This is a genomic window from Bacillus sp. NPDC094064 (genome assembly GCF_050279585.1).
Taxonomy (GTDB): domain Bacteria; phylum Bacillota; class Bacilli; order Bacillales; family Bacillaceae_G; genus Bacillus_A.
Window position 1 is genome coordinate 34,320 of sequence record NZ_JBNNUI010000011.1, and the last position, 16,471, is coordinate 50,790.

General features: G+C 35.4%; 14 protein-coding genes. 8 read left to right on the top strand and 6 right to left on the bottom strand.

The genetic code is table 11. The annotated features are described in order from the left end of the window. The first annotated feature begins 56 nt into the window (after positions 1-56). Positions 57-1,256: an NAD(P)-dependent malic enzyme gene (locus ACQKNI_RS21865; protein WP_098946156.1), complete on the top strand. Its 1,200-nt coding sequence runs from the start codon at positions 57-59 to the stop codon at positions 1,254-1,256. A gap of 170 nt (positions 1,257-1,426) precedes the next feature. On the opposite strand, the gene ACQKNI_RS21870 is transcribed toward ACQKNI_RS21865, so the two are convergent. Continuing rightward, positions 1,427-1,951, bottom strand: a complete 525-nt coding sequence (locus tag ACQKNI_RS21870; protein ID WP_427282685.1) for a DUF4871 domain-containing protein — start codon at positions 1,949-1,951, stop codon at positions 1,427-1,429. A 115-nt stretch (positions 1,952-2,066) separates the two neighbouring features. After that, positions 2,067-2,993 carry a DMT family transporter gene (locus ACQKNI_RS21875; protein ID WP_098253288.1) on the bottom strand — a complete coding sequence of 309 codons (927 nt, stop codon included), beginning with the start codon at positions 2,991-2,993 and terminating at the stop codon, positions 2,067-2,069. Positions 2,994-3,113: 120 nt separating this feature from the next. Between ACQKNI_RS21875 and ACQKNI_RS21880 the strand changes: the two genes are divergently transcribed. Further along, a complete protein-coding gene (locus ACQKNI_RS21880) occupies positions 3,114-4,514 on the top strand; it encodes a PLP-dependent aminotransferase family protein (protein ID WP_098253289.1) in 1,401 nt (466 codons plus the stop codon). Positions 4,515-4,547: 33 nt separating this feature from the next. On the opposite strand, the gene ACQKNI_RS21885 is transcribed toward ACQKNI_RS21880, so the two are convergent. From ACQKNI_RS21885 to ACQKNI_RS21895, 3 genes are all read right to left on the bottom strand, one after another. Further along, positions 4,548-5,060 carry a GNAT family N-acetyltransferase gene (locus ACQKNI_RS21885; protein WP_088233337.1) on the bottom strand — a complete coding sequence of 171 codons (513 nt, stop codon included), beginning with the start codon at positions 5,058-5,060 and terminating at the stop codon, positions 4,548-4,550. A gap of 292 nt (positions 5,061-5,352) precedes the next feature. Beyond that, positions 5,353-6,804: a HAMP domain-containing sensor histidine kinase gene (locus ACQKNI_RS21890; RefSeq protein WP_088233338.1), complete on the bottom strand. Its 1,452-nt coding sequence runs from the start codon at positions 6,802-6,804 to the stop codon at positions 5,353-5,355. Positions 6,805-6,952: 148 nt separating this feature from the next. After that, on the bottom strand, positions 6,953-7,624 hold the full coding sequence (locus ACQKNI_RS21895; RefSeq protein ID WP_098882397.1) for a response regulator transcription factor: 672 nt from the start codon (positions 7,622-7,624) through the stop codon (positions 6,953-6,955). Between the two features lie 332 nt (positions 7,625-7,956). Between ACQKNI_RS21895 and ACQKNI_RS21900 the strand changes: the two genes are divergently transcribed. Beyond that, on the top strand, positions 7,957-8,079 hold the full coding sequence (locus ACQKNI_RS21900; RefSeq protein WP_088233340.1) for a hypothetical protein: 123 nt from the start codon (positions 7,957-7,959) through the stop codon (positions 8,077-8,079). A 407-nt stretch (positions 8,080-8,486) separates the two neighbouring features. Here ACQKNI_RS21900 and ACQKNI_RS21905 read toward each other — a convergent pair whose 3' ends face one another. After that, positions 8,487-8,993 carry a GNAT family N-acetyltransferase gene (locus ACQKNI_RS21905; protein WP_098841328.1) on the bottom strand — a complete coding sequence of 169 codons (507 nt, stop codon included), beginning with the start codon at positions 8,991-8,993 and terminating at the stop codon, positions 8,487-8,489. Positions 8,994-9,454: 461 nt separating this feature from the next. Between ACQKNI_RS21905 and fdhF the strand changes: the two genes are divergently transcribed. From fdhF to ald, 5 genes are all read left to right on the top strand, one after another. Next, positions 9,455-12,397: a formate dehydrogenase subunit alpha gene (gene fdhF, locus ACQKNI_RS21910; protein WP_098945646.1), complete on the top strand. Its 2,943-nt coding sequence runs from the start codon at positions 9,455-9,457 to the stop codon at positions 12,395-12,397. A 12-nt stretch (positions 12,398-12,409) separates the two neighbouring features. Next, positions 12,410-12,892, top strand: coding sequence for a DUF1641 domain-containing protein (locus ACQKNI_RS21915; protein ID WP_001040512.1), 483 nt, complete (start codon positions 12,410-12,412; stop codon positions 12,890-12,892). 5 nt (positions 12,893-12,897) lie between these two features. Beyond that, complete coding sequence (locus ACQKNI_RS21920; RefSeq protein ID WP_427282686.1) at positions 12,898-13,062, top strand: hypothetical protein; 165 nt, start codon at positions 12,898-12,900, stop codon at positions 13,060-13,062. Continuing rightward, a complete protein-coding gene (locus tag ACQKNI_RS21925) occupies positions 13,049-14,920 on the top strand; it encodes a glycerophosphoryl diester phosphodiesterase membrane domain-containing protein (RefSeq protein ID WP_427282687.1) in 1,872 nt (623 codons plus the stop codon). Before ACQKNI_RS21920 ends, ACQKNI_RS21925 begins: the two co-directional genes overlap by 14 nt. A gap of 371 nt (positions 14,921-15,291) precedes the next feature. Continuing rightward, positions 15,292-16,425 carry an alanine dehydrogenase gene (ald, locus tag ACQKNI_RS21930; RefSeq protein ID WP_001219739.1) on the top strand — a complete coding sequence of 378 codons (1,134 nt, stop codon included), beginning with the start codon at positions 15,292-15,294 and terminating at the stop codon, positions 16,423-16,425. Positions 16,426-16,471 lie beyond the last annotated feature (46 nt).

The window sequence follows — 16,471 nt, forward strand, 5'->3', positions numbered from 1 at the left end:
AACAAGCTAGCTATATTCATATAGCTAGCTTGTCAAATTAAGGAGAGATTATAAGTATGTTAGAAAATCAAATTAATGAAAGATCATTGTTATTGCATAAAGAGTTAGTAGGGAAAATTGAGATTACAAGTAAGGTGGAAGTGAATTCAGCGGACGATTTAAGCTTGACTTATACACCAGGTGTGGCGGAGTCTTGTAAAGCAATTGCAGCAGATGAAGAAGCAGCTTACGACTATACAGCACGTGGTAATATGGTAGCGGTTGTCTCAGATGGAACTGCAGTACTTGGCTTAGGGAATATTGGACCGAAAGCGGCTATGCCTGTTATGGAAGGTAAAAGTATTTTATTCAAGAAATTTGCGAATGTAGATGCATTCCCGTTATGTCTAGGAACGACGGATGTAGATGAAATCGTTACCCTTGTGAAAAATTTAGAGCCTACATTTTCAGGTATCAATTTAGAAGATATTGCAGCGCCACGTTGCTTTGAAATTGAAAAAAGATTAAAAGAAGAAACGAATATTCCTGTATTCCATGATGATCAACATGGAACAGCTATTGTCGTTTTAGCAGCTGTTATTAATGCACTAAAAGTCGTAAGTAAACAAATGGATAATGTGAAAATTGTTATTAACGGTGCTGGTTCGGCAGGAATTGCAATTGGAAAATTATTATTAAAAGCCGGTGCAAAACATATTACGTTAGTTAGCTTAGAAGGTATTGTTTGTGAAGGGGAAACATGGATGAATGAAGCGCAAATCGAAGTTTCAAAGAAAACAAATCGAGAATTCGTGCGCGGAACATTAAAGGAAGCGATTCATCAGGCTGATATTTTCATTGGTGTATCTGCCCCTAACGTATTAACGAAAGAACTTGTACAGACGATGAATGAGAAGCGAATTGTGTTTGCAATGGCGAATCCAATTCCAGAAATATTCCCAGAAGATGCATTAGCAGCTGGTGCAGCAGTAGTAGGAACTGGACGTTCTGATTACTCGAATCAAGTAAATAATGTATTGGCGTTCCCAGGAATATTCCGCGGTGCGTTAGATGTGCGAGCGACTGATATTACAGAAGAGATGAAATTAGCGGCAGCATATGGAATCGCTAACATCATTACGGATGAAGAGCTTCATGCGAGTTATGTAATTCCAAATCCATTAGATAAAAGAGTTGTTCCAAGTGTTGCAGAAGCAGTAGCAAAAGCAGCCATTGATTCAGGAGTGGCACAGATTACGAAAATGCCAAGTTATTAATAGTTAAAAGCAGTGCCTAAAAAGGCACTGCTTTTTTGAAGTAAGAAATTAAAATAATGAAGAAGTGTAGAATTATTGATGTTTCTCCACTATTCATCTCGCTATTTGCTGGCAGTAAGACTCTCGTTCAAAATTCAGCGGGTGCAAGGAAGTATATTAGTTTTATCAACTTACTCCGCAGTGATCACAAACTGCTCATAATATTTCTCATTCACATATATATTTAATACCCATAATCCAGATGAAGGTAGCGACATAGTGAGCGGGAGTTCGTTTGTAGTTGAATCAATTGTATTTGAAGTAGTCCAAGTTTGTTTGGAAGTTTCTTGTTGAAAGAGTACTGGTGTTGGAGTTACAGATCCTTGTTTTAGCGCAATAATAGATAAATTTCCTGTGGGCATTTCAGGATCTAGAAAGTACCACATTATTTCATTTTGTTCATTTGCGATAATAGGACTATCAGCCATTGCGATTTTTTTTTCGATCCCTTTTAACGGTATTTTTCCTTCTACGAAGGATGGGGCTTCTTCCCAATTTACATCTTTTAAAACACTAAGATGAAAAAAGGAAGGGACGTTAATTTGAGCGGATGATGTTTCCAGTATTTCTTTTTTAGATACGTTTGCATCGGGTTGCACTTGCGCACAGCCAGTAATGAGAAAGGAGAAAAGTAGCATAGTTCCGATTTTTTTCATGGTGCCACACTCCTAGTTTTTATTGTTAGTGTAATTGTATTTGCTAGAAGGCGGGACAATTCCTTTAAAGTATAAAAAGAGGTCGTAAGTTTTGTACGACCTCTTTTGACATTTTCTATATTTGTTCAGTTGAATAGGCTGGCTCGCGCTCTTTTTGAGGCACCGTTAAGAAAATAACAGAAAGAACGATACATACGCCGCCTAGTAATTGATATGCTCCAAAAGATTCATTAAGCCAAGCGATTGAAACGATGGCTGCTACAAGTGGTTCAATGCTAGATAAAATACTAGTTTCTGTTGCAGCTAAATATTTAAGACTACCAATATAAAGAAGGAAAGAAAGGGTGCCACTTATAATGATAAGAATAAGCATAGAAAAAGTTTGGAGTGTGAAAGTTTGCGAAATTTGATTCCACCCAAAAGAACGATTACAAATAAGCAGTGCAATTCCTCCAATTAACATTCCCCAGCCAATTACTACAGTTGTACCACATTCTTTAATAAGGGAAGCAGGATGAAGGGTATAAAATGCAAATCCAATCGCTGTTAATAGACCGAAAGTAATGGCTGCTTTAGATAAAACAATGTTTTCAATTGAACCGTTTGTAATAATAAAGTATGTCCCCGTTAGAGCGGTGACAATGGCTAGTATTTGCATAGAAGCAGGGAGTTTCTTTTGTTCAAAGGCAACATAAATGGTAATAAGTACAGGACCTAGAAATTGAAATAGTGTTGCTGTGACTGCATTACTAATATGAAGCGTTTCGATAAAGGCGTATTGTGCACCAAGCATGCCAAGAATAGAGAAGATAATCAGCTGTATAAATTGTTTAGGGCGTTGCCAAATGTGAAATATATTTTGTTTTTTTATTAGTAAGAAAGATAAAATAAATATGCCTGCAAGCAACAAGCGAATTGTTAAAAAATCAATTGATGATACGTTAGTATGCTGAAAAAGCCACTGAATCATTGGACCCGATAACCCCCATAAGGTAGCTCCTGTAATAACCATGATGAGTCCAATACGTCTACTATTGTTCACTATCATGCATCTCCTCTCTAGTATTTGATTTTTTATGTGTGACATGATAAAAGGAATTATATATAAAATCTGGTACTGTAAAAAGTATCAGATTTTAGTTTTGTTAAGGGGTCAGATATTATGTTGGAATTAACGCCTAATTTAAATACGCAAAGTAAAATCGCGTTGTATGTGCAATTGTATGAGTATATAAAAAAAGAAATTAAAGATGGAACGATTCCAGCTTTTACGAAATTACCAGCTAAAAGAAAGCTAGCGATATATTTACAAGTAAGTAAAAATACAGTGGAAGCGGCGTATGAGCAATTACTTGCAGAAGGTTATATTGAGTCAATTTCGAGAAAAGGTTACTTCGTATGTGAAATTGAGCAAATGATTCATGTAGAAGGAAGCGAAGATAGAATAGAGGAGGTATCCTTTCTGGAGAGGGATTATACATTTGATTTCACACAAACAGGAGTCGATACGAATACTTTTCCATTCAATATGTACCGAAAACTTATAAATGACGTATGGCAGCCGCACAATAATGAGTTGCTCTTTCTTGGTCACCCACAAGGAGAAGTGAGCTTACGAGAAGAAATTGCAAAGTATTTGTATGAATCTAGAGGTGTGCGTTGTTCACCGAGTCAAATTGTATTAGGAGCGGGTACGCAAATATTAGTAAAGTTACTTTTTCAGTTATTACAGGGAAGCTGTTATGCAGTCGAAAACCCAGGGTATCATAGGAAAATGGTTGCTTTTGAACAAGGAGAAAACAGAGTTCAAATGTTATCTTTAGATAGGGATGGAATTTGTATTGCAGATTTAGAGAATAGCGATGCGAATGTTGTATTTGTTACACCGTCTCATCAGTTCCCATATGGAATGATTATGCCTATCACGAGAAGGATGCAGCTTTTACAATGGGCGAAGAAAGAAGAAGGTAGGTATATTATTGAAGATGATTACGATAGTGAATTTCGTTATTCAGGAAAGCCAATTCCGGCACTACAAGGATTAGATACAGATGGGAAAGTTATTTATATGGGGACGCTCTCAAAAGCTTTATTGCCCTCATTACGGATGAGTTATATAGTATTACCGAAGAATTTAATTAACAAGTATCAAAAGCAATATTTGTTTTATACACAAAGTGTTTCAAGAATAGACCAAGAAGTGATTAGAAAGTTTTTAAATGAAGGGCATTTTGAAAAACATATTCATAAAATGCGTGTCGTCTACCGGAAAAAGAGAGATCGACTTGTTTTTGAAATAGAAAAGTATTTCGCTGATCAGGTTGAAGTGATAGGAGAAGATTCGGGATTACACATTTTATTAAAGGTGCATAATGGAATGCGGGAAGAAGATTTAATTACAGAAGCCGCGAAACATCGTATTAAAGTATATCCTGTTTCTACGTACTATAAAGACGGCACTGCTCCGGGAAATATAGTTTTACTTGGGTTTGCGATATTATCAGAAGAAGAAATTGTGAAAGCGATTCAACTATTAAGTACGGCATGGTGTACAAAAAAGTAAAAAACATCCTCATACACTAGAGGATGTTTTTTGTTATTTATTTTCATCTAGGAATAAGACCATATGCTCTTCATCCCAATATTGTCCGTTATATTTCAGTGAACGCTCTTGTACACCAAATGTTTTAAAGCCCAATGACTCATAAAGTTTCTTTGCACCATCGTTTCCGACAACAACATCAAGCATAACTTGTTCTACTTCTAAAGATTTAGCAAGTTCAAGACATTCTTTAATTAGGGATTTTCCTGCTCCAAGTCCACGTGCTTTTGGAGAGACATATACAGAACCGATTTTAGCTTTATGCTCTTGTTTTACATATGGTTTCGTTTCCAGCGTTGCAACACCGATTAATTGTCCATCTTTAAATGCACCTAGCGTATAGTTTTCATCTTGTGCTAATTTTTGTGCTTTATATTCAATCGCGCACTCTTTATTAATAATATCTTCATAAGAAGAACTGAAAGCTTCCGGATTTTGTTTTAATCCTTCTACACGAAGTTCTAAGTAAATTTCTGCCTCGTCTTTTGTTAATACATGGATATCCAATTATATCACCCTCCAAATCTTTGACAAATGTACCTTTACCCCGCATTAACGGGCAGTAAGACTCCAACTTTAAAATTCGGCGAATGCGCGGAAGTTAGGTGGGAGATAACTGCCCGTAAATGCCCGATTGGTTCAACTAATAATCCATGGGGTGAATCTTTCCATGGATTAAAGTTTCACTTTATTTTATATTGAAATAAGAATAATTTCAAAAGCCTAGCTTATATAAGTTGGTTTTATGAACAAAATAACACCAGTAGTGTTTACTACTACTGGTGTTTTCACACACTTATTATTCAAAAGGTAGTTTGATTATAAAAGTTGTTCCTGCTCCTAATTCGCTTGTTGCTCGAATGGAACCGTTGTGCAATTCTACGATTTCCTTTGCAACAGCTAGTCCGATACCTTTTCCTCCAGTAGCTCTTGTTCTGGATTTATCAACGCGGTAAAAACGATCAAAAATATGCAGAATATCTTCTTCTGGAATACCTTCTCCTTCATCTTGTACACTTATTGTAAAATGATCTGATTCAGTTAGTACACGTATTGTTATAGTAGTGTTTTCTGGTGAATGCTGATAAGCATTATGCAATAAATTTAACATTACTTGCTCCATACGTCTTTCGTCTATACACGCTTCTACATCATCTTTGCAGTATACATGAAGTTGCATTTGTTTGTTCGTTAATGTTGTTTTTGTTTTTTCAACCATTCGTTCTAAAAATGGTTGAAGAAGCATTTTTTGCTTTTTAATAACAAACTGGTGTTGCTCTAATTGTACAAGCATAAATAAATCTTGTACGAGATCGGTTACACTATCCGTTTCGTCTTCAATGATTTGTAAGTATTCTTCGCGTTCTTCTTTCGTTAAAGAATCTCTCTTTGCGACATTTGCATAACCTTTCATATAGGTCAATGGAGTTAATAACTCGTGAGCAACACTAGCGAGAAATTCATTGCGTTCTTTTTTCATATACGTAAGTTCACTGGATAAATCTTCAATCGTTTTTGCTAAGCTTCCAAGTTCATCATTTCGTTTAATTCCTAATTGAATTGGTTTGTTTAATTTTGATATTTTCTCTGTTGCTCTCTTCATTTTTATAAGTGGTTCTGTAATAACACGAGAAAAAACAAAGACAGAAATAGTTGTTAAAATAATCGTCAAAATACTGATGATAAGAAATTGATTCATGAGTTTAAGTAACATATTTTCTAAGAAGGATGTTTTTAATAACATATGTAAGTTACCTTGAAATCCTTTTATTTCAAGTGGGCTTACTGTTGAGATGAATTTTGATTTTTTCCAGTTTCCATCTACTATTAATCCATTTTTGGGAACATGTTTTGTTTTACAATTCAGATGTTTTTGCATTTCTTTCGTTACGGGTTCTGAAGTGGAAATAATTTTGCCGTTATTGTCAGTTATAATGATAGTTATATCAGAGTTAGCGATTAATTCGGATTCAATTAACTCTTCAGCCGCATGCTCAATAGTGAAATCTTGATACACCGGTCGTTTATAGCGATTATTGTATTGCTCTGGTTTTTGTTTGTAATATTCATTCCATTGTGCGCGTTTTTCAATCTTACTACGATAGCGATTGCCTTTTTCTAAAAGAGCGAGCGTTTCCTCTTCAACTCGCATTTTTGAAATACTTTTGTAAAAAGATACGAAAGCAATTGTTTCAATACATAAAGCTAATATTAAAAAGTATGTCCCAATTTTAAGGGAAAGTTTACTCATTTTCTCACCATACCTTATTTCATATAAAGTGAAATTTTAATTAGAGGATTCTACGGATTATTATCCCGCATCAATCGGACACTTATTGCCCATTCATTGATGCAGGCTAAAGGGTCAGTGGGCAATAAGTGTCCACTGACCGAATTGATTATTCACCTTTCCATTTATATCCGACCTTATAGACAGTTTCTAAGTAATTTTCAACTGGAAACCCTTTTTTGCGTAGTTTATCACGGATATTACGAATGTGTGAATCGATCGTTCTATATTCGATGTCCGTTTCATAGCCCCAAATTTTTTCGATTAAATTATCTCGGCTGTAAGCACGGTTTGTATTTTGTAAAAATAGTCCAAGTAACGAAAATTCGATAGGAGTTAACGAGATCTTTTCGTCATATACTGTGACAGTATGTTTCGTTTTATCCCACTCAATACCATTGAAGCTAACAAAGCCATCGTTCTTTGTGCGACGTAATATAGCCTCAATTCGTGCGACTAATACATGTTCATCAAATGGTTTTGTAATATAGTCATCTGCTCCCATCGTAAGTCCTTTAACCATATCGTAATTTTGATTACGAGCTGTTAGCATAATGATTGGAACATTGGAAATTTGCCGGATTTGATAGCAAGCCTCCCAACCATCCATAGTTGGCATCATAACGTCTAACAAAATAATATCGAAGTCTTTTTGTTCGATTAATTTTAGTGCTTCAAGGCCAGAAGTAGCTTTCATACAAAAATAACCGCGAGGACTTAAGAACAGATCTAATAATCGTAACATACGTTCTTCGTCGTCTACTAATAAAATTTTCACCATAATCTTGTGCACCCCAAACTATTCATTCTACTTGTATAGTTTACATGAAAATAATAAAAAACTCTTTTTATGTGATTGAATGGAAGGCTGATTCTTTCGTTCGGGGCAATTGACATAAAAAATGCACTAGTTTTGCACAACTATTTTTTATAATAGAAAACGTAGCGACACAAAATACCCTATGTTGCGACATAACGTCATGTCATTTTATTTATAAAATGACAATTCCATTCTATTGTGTATGTGAGATAGAGAGGGTTTTCGTATTCACCTCGCATCGGATAAGAAAAAATTCCTATCTCACACTTTTTTTAAAAAAGGAGATTATACACATGAATCCAAAAGAAGAAATTTCATCAAAAGAAAAGCAAGATCGTAATACGGTTGTAATGTGTGTTGCCGTATCTATGGTTATTATTATAAGTTGCGTAAATAAATTTTTAGGGATTTTATAATATAAAAAAGCTGATTGCTTGTTAGAAGCAATCAGCTTTTTGTTTTATGTAGGAAAGTACTGGATAAGGATGGACGTTTCCTCACTGAGTATAGTTTCAAGGGAATAGTTCTATATAATAAGCCAAGGCAAAATTGCTAAACCAGAAGTTACAATCGCTGTGGTAAATATTAAAAATATAGCTCGTTTGTTTTGTTTCATGTCACATTCTCCTCTACATATCAATTGAATGCTGTACGTTCGTTTCATGAGTGGTGTCTCACTAATTAAAGTGTCACTTTACACTTTTAGTATAATGAATGGAAAGGTTTGGTACGATCGATAAAGGTGACATGAAGATTACATTGTTGTAATGAAAAAAGCACCTTTCTTGATCAAAAGATGCTCTTGGAAAACTATATTGAAGTATTACTCATTTAAGAACAGAACCATATGTTCCTCGTCCCAATATTGACCATTGTGTTTTAAAGAACGTTCTTGTACGCCGTAAGTTTGGAAGCCTAATGATTCATATAATTTTTTTGCTGCATCGTTACCAGCCACAACATCGAGCATGAGCTGTTCTACGTGTAATTTATTAGCATTTTCAATAATTGCTTTAATTAAAGCTCGTCCTGCACCAAGGCCACGCGCTTTTGGGGAAACAAAAACGGAACCAATTTTTGCTTTATGTTCTTGTTTAATGAATGGTTTTGTTTCTAAAGTAGAAATGCCGATTAAATCGTTATCTTTGAAGACACCTAGCGTATATTTATCAGGATTACTTAATCGTTTTGCCATAGCAGCTACAGGATCTTCATGTTTAAGAACATCTTCATAAGAAGAGCTAAAAGCTTCAGGATTCTTCGTTAAACCTTCCATACAAACTTTTAAATATACTTCTGCGTCCTCTGTTGTTAATAAGCGAATTTCCATAGTCGTAACCTCCCTGGTGGATTTTAAATAAATTCATTACTTGTATAAGATTGAGTATGCGTTTTGTTAGTGATCTCTTTTAATTTGTAAAAGAATGAAAAGATATATGCTACAATGTTTTGTTTTAATTATGTAATGAAATTATATATTAACTTCATTAACTATTCAAGTATTTAATATATTACATTTTTATAACTAAAATAATTCCTCGCTTGAGGAGTTATTTTAGTTATTCGGAGGAAGATAACAGATTATTTTGGTTGTTATTGTATATGTACGATATAATAGAACTGTAGAATAGTGACATTTTTAAGCTTTCGTAGTGATACCTTATAACATCTAGAATCGACTTCATAAGAAAAGTATTTGGGCAGAGTGTTTCAAAAATATGTACAGTAACGCGATTTTGAAAACGGATTCAAAATCGTGTTGTACAGTTGGTTGTAAGGAGAGGGGAAACTATGGCAGAACAGACAGTCCGTGTAACCGTTGATGGTAAAGAATTATCCGCATCGGGTGAAAAGACGATACTACAATTATTTAACGAGAGTAATTTGGAACATCCTCAAATTTGTCATGTACCAGAAGTAGATCCAATTCAAACTTGTGATACATGTATTGTAGAAGTAGATGGGAAGTTGATGCGTGCTTGTTCAACGAAATTAGAGAACGGTATGCATATTGAAAGACAGTCACAGCGTGCAAAAGAGGCGCAGACTGAGGCGATGGATCGAATATTAGAAAACCATTTATTGTATTGTACCGTATGTGATAACAATAACGGTAATTGTAAAGTACATAATACAGTGCATATGATGGGAATTGAAGAACAGAAATATCCGTATGAACCGAAAGTAAGTGCGTGTGAAGTGGACATGTCACATCCATTTTATCGATATGATCCAAATCAATGTATTGCTTGTGGGCAATGTGTAGAAGTATGCCAAAATTTACAAGTGAATGAAACGTTGTCAATTGATTGGAGTTTGGATCGTCCACGTGTAATTTGGGACAATGGTGTAAGTATAAATGACTCATCTTGTGTGAGTTGTGGGCAGTGTGTAACAGTATGTCCATGTAATGCATTAATGGAAAAAACAATGCTAGGTGAGGCTGGTTTTATGACAGGATTAAAACCAGATGTGTTAGATCCGATGATTGATTTTGTAAAAGATGTAGAGCCAGGATATAGCAGTATTTTAGCAGTTTCAGAAGTAGAGTCTGCGATGCGTAAGACGAAGGTTAATAAAACAAAAACAGTTTGTACGTTTTGTGGTGTCGGTTGCTCATTCGAAGTATGGACGAAAGACCGTCATATTTTAAAAGTGCAACCTGTTTCAGATGCACCGGTTAACGGCATTTCCACATGCGTAAAAGGTAAATTTGGATGGGACTTTGTAAATAGTGAAGATCGTATTACAAAACCGTTAATTCGCCAAGGAGATATGTTTGTTGAAGCTTCTTGGGAAGAGGCTCTTGAAGTGGTTGCATCTAATATGCAGCATATTAAATCAGAATATGGCAGTGATGCATTTGGATTTATTTCTTCTTCGAAAGTAACGAATGAAGAAAACTATCTTATGCAAAAACTAGCACGTCAAATATATGGAACAAATAATGTAGATAATTGTTCACGTTATTGTCAGTCCCCAGCGACAGACGGTTTATTTAAAACTGTCGGTATGGGCGGGGATGCTGGAACAGTGAAAGATATCGCTGAAGCAGGTCTTGTTATTATTGTTGGTGCAAATCCAACAGAAGGACATCCTGTACTTGCAACACGTGTAAAACGTGCTCATAAATTACACGAACAAAAATTAATTGTGGCAGACCTTCGCAAACATGAGATGGCAGAGCGTGCGGATTTGTTTATTCATCCGCGTCAAGGAACGGATTACGTATGGCTTGCTGGTATTACGAAATATATTATTGATCAAGATTGGCATGATAAAAAGTTCTTAGCCGAAAATGTGAAGAACTTTGATGAATATAGCAACATGCTAGAAAAATATACGCTGGATTATACAGAGGAAATTACAGGTATTTCTAAAGATCAGTTAAAAGAAATGGCTCGTATGGTATATGAAGCGGATGGTACTTGTGTACTTTGGGGGATGGGTGTAACTCAAAATACAGGAGGAAGTACAACGTCAGCAGCAATTTCAAATTTACTGCTTGTTACGGGTAACTATCGTCGTCCTGGTGCAGGTGCATATCCGTTACGAGGACATAATAACGTGCAAGGTGCTTGTGATATGGCGACATTACCAAACTGGCTTCCGGGATATCAAGCAGTTTCAGATGATACGCTTCGTGCAAAATTTGAAAAAGCATATGGTACTACCATTCCGAAAGCACCGGGGTTAAATAATATTGCAATGTTACTTGCGGCAGATGAAGGAAAACTGCGTGGTATGTATGTCATGGGTGAAGAAATGGCTTTAGTTGATTCAAATGCGAACCATGTGCAACATATTTTAGCAAATTTAGACTTCCTTGTTGTTCAAGATATGTTCTTATCGAAAACAGCTCGTTTTGCTGATGTTATTTTACCAGCGGCGCCAAGTTTAGAAAAAGAAGGAACATTTACGAATACAGAGCGCCGTATTCAAAGGTTGTATGAAGTATTGAAGCCACTCGGTGATTCTAAGCCGGATTGGTGGATTTTACAAAAAGTCGCTCGTGCACTTGGCGGGGATTGGAATTATGAAAGTCCAAGTGAAATTATGGATGAAATTGCATCACTTGCACCATTATACTCTCAAGCAACGTACGATCGTTTAGAGGGATGGAATAGTTTATGTTGGGGTAGCCATGATGGTAGCGATACACCGCTATTATATGTAGATGGATTTAACTTCCCAGATAAACTTGCTCGTTTATCATTAGATGAATGGGTACCACCAGTTGTAGCGCCAGATGAGTATGATTTACTCTTAAATAATGGCCGTATGCTAGAGCATTTCCATGAAGGAAATATGACGAATAAGTCGGCTGGAATTTTATCTAAAGTGTCTGAAGTCTTTGTTGAAATTTCGCCGGAACTCGCTTTAGAACGCAATGTGAAAGATGGTGGTCTTGTAGAATTAGCATCACCATTTGGGAAGATTAAAGTACAAGCACTTGTTACAGATCGTGTAACTGGAAATGAGTTATATTTGCCGATGCATGCGACAGTAAATGAAGAGGCAATCAATATTTTAACAGGAACAGCAACCGACATTTATACATGTACACCAGCTTATAAACAAACAATGGTGAAACTGCGCGTATTACGTGAAAAAGGAACTCGTCCATTACCATCTTCAAACCCAAGAGATAAAAAACGTCATCCGCAAAACGGTGTTGAAATTGAGCAAAAATGGCAACGAAAACAATATGTATCACTTGTGGACCAGAATTAGGGGGCGGAGATAATGGCAAAAGAGATTACTTTAATCAAAAAAAAGGTTGTAACAGAAGAAGAGAAAAAACAGCAATTAGCAGAGGAACTGTTCACTGAGTTAGCGAATAACCGTGAAGCAGTCGAGGAAACAATGCAGTTGTTAGCACAATTACAGAAAGCTGGTATTTTAGACGCGGCGATTAGTTTACTTGCCGCAAAGGAAGATGTGTCAAAAATTGCTGTTGAGCAATTAAATCGTGAGCCAGTTAAAAATGCGTTAAACAATATGATGGGGGCAGGAGAAGCGTTATCTTCAGTTGACCCAGAAGTAACGAAGCAAATTACATCAAGTTTAGTTACTGGATTACAATTTGCAACAGATGAATTAAATAGTGGTAAAAAAACGAAGGTAATGGATTTCTTTAAAGTATTAAAAGATCCAGACATTAACAGGGCTATTACATTCGGTTTTAGTTTCTTGAAAGCGTTTGGACAAGGACTGGAGAAAAAATAGAGTGGATGAAAAAAGTGATGGGAAGTAGCCATCACTTTTTTCGTTGTATGTATAAGAGTGTTCATGTTAAGCGGAATATATTATTATTAAAAAGATGGATTGAAACTGGAAATATGGAATCCATCCCAAATATCGTTTTAGAATTCGGAGGAATATATGCAACACCGTAAAAAACTATCTATACCAGGAGTAATGGGACATTCCTTTCAAACAGTTAGGTTTGCTTTTTGGAATGTATTAACCTTTCAACTTGCTTATAAATTATTAGCAGCAATTGTATTCGTCCCTCTATTTGGGATCATTTTTAATAAGTTATTGTATTTTGGTGGTTATGCAAATGCAACGAATGATGAATTATTAGCATTTTTAAAAACGCCATACGGCATCTTGGCAATCGTAATTTTGTCAATGTTAGCACTGTTTCTTATCTTTACGGAATTTGCGGTGCTTATTATTATTTCGTATTTCGCTCATAAAAGACAAAAGGTGAAATTACGCCCGATTTTATATAAAACGGTAACGTATTTACCTACTCTTTTCACATATTGCTTACCGGGATTTATTTTATATGCTGTCGTATTGTTACCTCTTTTAAATATGGGGTATGAAACAGCATTAATCCCTCAAATTCAAATTCCTAACTTTATTACAGGAGAACTGTTTAAGACAACAATGGGACAAGTAGGTTATTATACGTTTTTTGCTGTAGTTGCGTATTTGAACCTTCGTTGGATTTTTGTGTTACCTATTGTCGTTCTAGAGCAAAAGCCATTTCGCACAGCAGCGCGTAAAAGTGCAATTTTAGTAAAAGAGAGCTTTTTTAAAGTACTTTTCTTTTTAGTAGGCTTTTTCGTTTCAATAGGGATTGTGTATGTTGTATTTTTCGGAATGTATTTATTGTGTCTATGGGGCGTTTATGAGTTTACGAATCCGCAGGGGACATTTGCATTATTAGCTGAATCAACAATCTCTGTATTTTTAACGAGTACATTGTATTTATTTAGTTTTATCGTGACACCGTTTTATATTATGGCGATTACACGATTGTATTTACAAAAGGTTCCCGTCGAAGATGTTTTATTAGAAGAAGGATTAGATTATTCAAAATCAAAAGCAGATAAATGTTTCTTCCAAAAACATCGTTGGAAATTTATTGGTGTATATATTGTAGGAATTATTACTGCAGGAATGGTCGTTGCCTTCATTGTAACGTTTATTTCGAATTCGTATAAAGAACCGATTATTATGGCACACCGCGGGTATATATCAAAAGGGGTAGAAAATACGAAAGAAGCTTTGCAAGGTGCTATTGATGCAAAGGCAGACTACGCTGAAATAGATGTATTACAAACAAAAGATGGTGAACTAGCGGTTATACATGATTTGAAGTTAAAACGTCTTGCCAATGCCAATGTGAATGTGTCAGATTTAACGATGGATGAGTTAAGGCAGCTTACTCTTAGTCAAGATGGATTTTCAGGACAAATAAGCACGCTTGATGAGATGATTAAGCTGGCAAAGGGTAAAATCAAACTCAATATTGAAGTGAAGCTTCATGGGGGCGAAAAAGATTTTGTAAACAAAGTATTAAAAACGATTAAAGATAATGACTTTGAGAAACAATGTGTTATTCAAACATTACATTATCCTCTTATTAAAGAGTTTAAGCGTGCAAATCCAGAGATAAAAGTAGGATATATACTGTATGCAAGTAGAGCTAACTTAAAGAATGTGAAGGCTGATTTTTATGTAGCAGAAGAATACATGTTAAATAAAAAATTGGTAAGAGAAGCAAGGAAGTTAAATAAGCCAATTTATGTATGGACAGTGAACGATATGGAGAGTTTAAAGGCATATTACAAGTTAAACGTAGATGGAATCATTACCGATTATCCTGAATCGGCACGTGAAACAATTAAGATGTTAAAAGAGCAAGAAGCAGAAGAAAGTGATTTGTTCGATAAAATTACGGAAACAACAGATGATTTGTTTTCGAAGTTATTTATAAGTTATCCAGTTGCTAGCTAAATGCTAGCAGCTGTTTTTTTTTGTAAAAAGAATATATCTCTAAAGCATTGTGTAAAATAATAAGTGTATATGTATACGTGGTTACTTGGGTTTCTTACATTGTTACATTATTGTCGAATAATAAATAGTTATTGTTCATTTTGAAGGAATATAATAAAAATAGAGTTATAGATAATGAAATAGAATAAAGTCCCTAATAGAATCAATGTTTTATATATTTACACTATTCTAAATATATAAACTTTAAAAAAATGGTATGTTAGCGTTTTCATAACTTTGAAGTTATGCTAGAATAAGGACATAAGTTATTAATTATTACAAAAAGAAAAAAGACTTTCTTTTTTCTGTTAATTATAAGGGGGCATTTCATTATGCGTATTGGAGTACCAGCAGAAATTAAAAACAACGAAAACCGTGTGGCAATGACACCAGCAGGTGTTGTACATTTAATTCGTAACAATCACGAAGTATTCATTCAAAAGGGTGCAGGTTTAGGATCTGGTTTCACAGATGCTCAATATGTTGAAGCAGGAGCAAAAATTGTTGATACAGCTGAAGAAGCTTGGAACATGGAAATGGTTATGAAAGTTAAGGAACCAATTGAAAGCGAATACAAACACTTCAGTGAAGGTTTGATCTTATTCACATACTTACACTTAGCTCCAGAGCCAGAATTAACAAAAGCTTTAATCGAGAAGAAAGTTGTTGCAATTGCATACGAAACAGTACAATTAGACAACCGTTCATTACCATTACTTGCACCTATGAGTGAAGTAGCTGGTCGTATGGCTGCACAAATCGGTGCACAATTCCTTGAGAAAAACAAAGGCGGTAAAGGTATCTTACTTGCAGGTGTTCCAGGGGTTAAGCGCGGTAAAGTAACAATCATCGGTGGTGGACAAGCTGGTACAAATGCTGCTAAAATTGCAGTTGGACTAGGTGCAGATGTAACAATCATCGACTTAAGTGCAGAACGTCTTCGTCAATTAGATGACATTTTCGGAAACCAAGTAAAAACTTTAATGTCTAATCCTTACAATATTGCAGAAGCTGTTAAAGAGTCTGATCTTGTAATTGGTGCAGTATTAATCCCAGGTGCAAAAGCGCCAAAACTTGTAACAGAAGAAATGATTAAATCAATGGAACCAGGTTCTGTTGTTGTTGATATCGCGATTGACCAAGGTGGTATTTTCGAAACAACTGACCGTATTACAACTCATGACAACCCAACTTACGAAAAACACGGCGTTGTTCACTATGCAGTTGCTAACATGCCAGGTGCGGTTCCACGTACATCAACTCTTGCATTAACAAACGTAACAGTACCATATGCAGTACAAATTGCTAACAAAGGCTACAAAGAAGCTTGCCTAGGCAATACTGCATTATTAAAAGGTATCAATACATTAGATGGCTATGTAACATTCGAAGCAGTTGCAGAAGCTCACGGTGTAGAGTACAAAGGTGCAAAAGAGTTATTAGAAGCAGAAACAGTATCTTGCTAATAGCAGCATTATACAAAACAAAATCGAACAATATATAAAACAACAT

Excerpts from the sequence above, each read along its gene's own strand:
- ACQKNI_RS21870 (WP_427282685.1), bottom strand. The coding sequence starts at position 1,951 with ATGAAAAAAATCGGAACTATGCTACTTTTCTCCTTTCTCATTACTGGC.
- ald (WP_001219739.1), top strand. The coding sequence starts at position 15,292 with ATGCGTATTGGAGTACCAGCAGAAATTAAAAACAACGAAAACCGTGTG.
- ACQKNI_RS21880 (WP_098253289.1), top strand. The coding sequence starts at position 3,114 with ATGTTGGAATTAACGCCTAATTTAAATACGCAAAGTAAAATCGCGTTG.
- ACQKNI_RS21925 (WP_427282687.1), top strand. The coding sequence starts at position 13,049 with ATGCAACACCGTAAAAAACTATCTATACCAGGAGTAATGGGACATTCC.
- ACQKNI_RS21905 (WP_098841328.1), bottom strand. The coding sequence starts at position 8,993 with ATGGAAATTCGCTTATTAACAACAGAGGACGCAGAAGTATATTTAAAA.
- ACQKNI_RS21865 (WP_098946156.1), top strand. The coding sequence starts at position 57 with ATGTTAGAAAATCAAATTAATGAAAGATCATTGTTATTGCATAAAGAG.
- ACQKNI_RS21915 (WP_001040512.1), top strand. The coding sequence starts at position 12,410 with ATGGCAAAAGAGATTACTTTAATCAAAAAAAAGGTTGTAACAGAAGAA.
- ACQKNI_RS21895 (WP_098882397.1), bottom strand. The coding sequence starts at position 7,624 with ATGGTGAAAATTTTATTAGTAGACGACGAAGAACGTATGTTACGATTA.
- ACQKNI_RS21920 (WP_427282686.1), top strand. The coding sequence starts at position 12,898 with ATGAAAAAAGTGATGGGAAGTAGCCATCACTTTTTTCGTTGTATGTAT.
- fdhF (WP_098945646.1), top strand. The coding sequence starts at position 9,455 with ATGGCAGAACAGACAGTCCGTGTAACCGTTGATGGTAAAGAATTATCC.
- ACQKNI_RS21890 (WP_088233338.1), bottom strand. The coding sequence starts at position 6,804 with ATGAGTAAACTTTCCCTTAAAATTGGGACATACTTTTTAATATTAGCT.
- ACQKNI_RS21900 (WP_088233340.1), top strand. The coding sequence starts at position 7,957 with ATGAATCCAAAAGAAGAAATTTCATCAAAAGAAAAGCAAGATCGTAAT.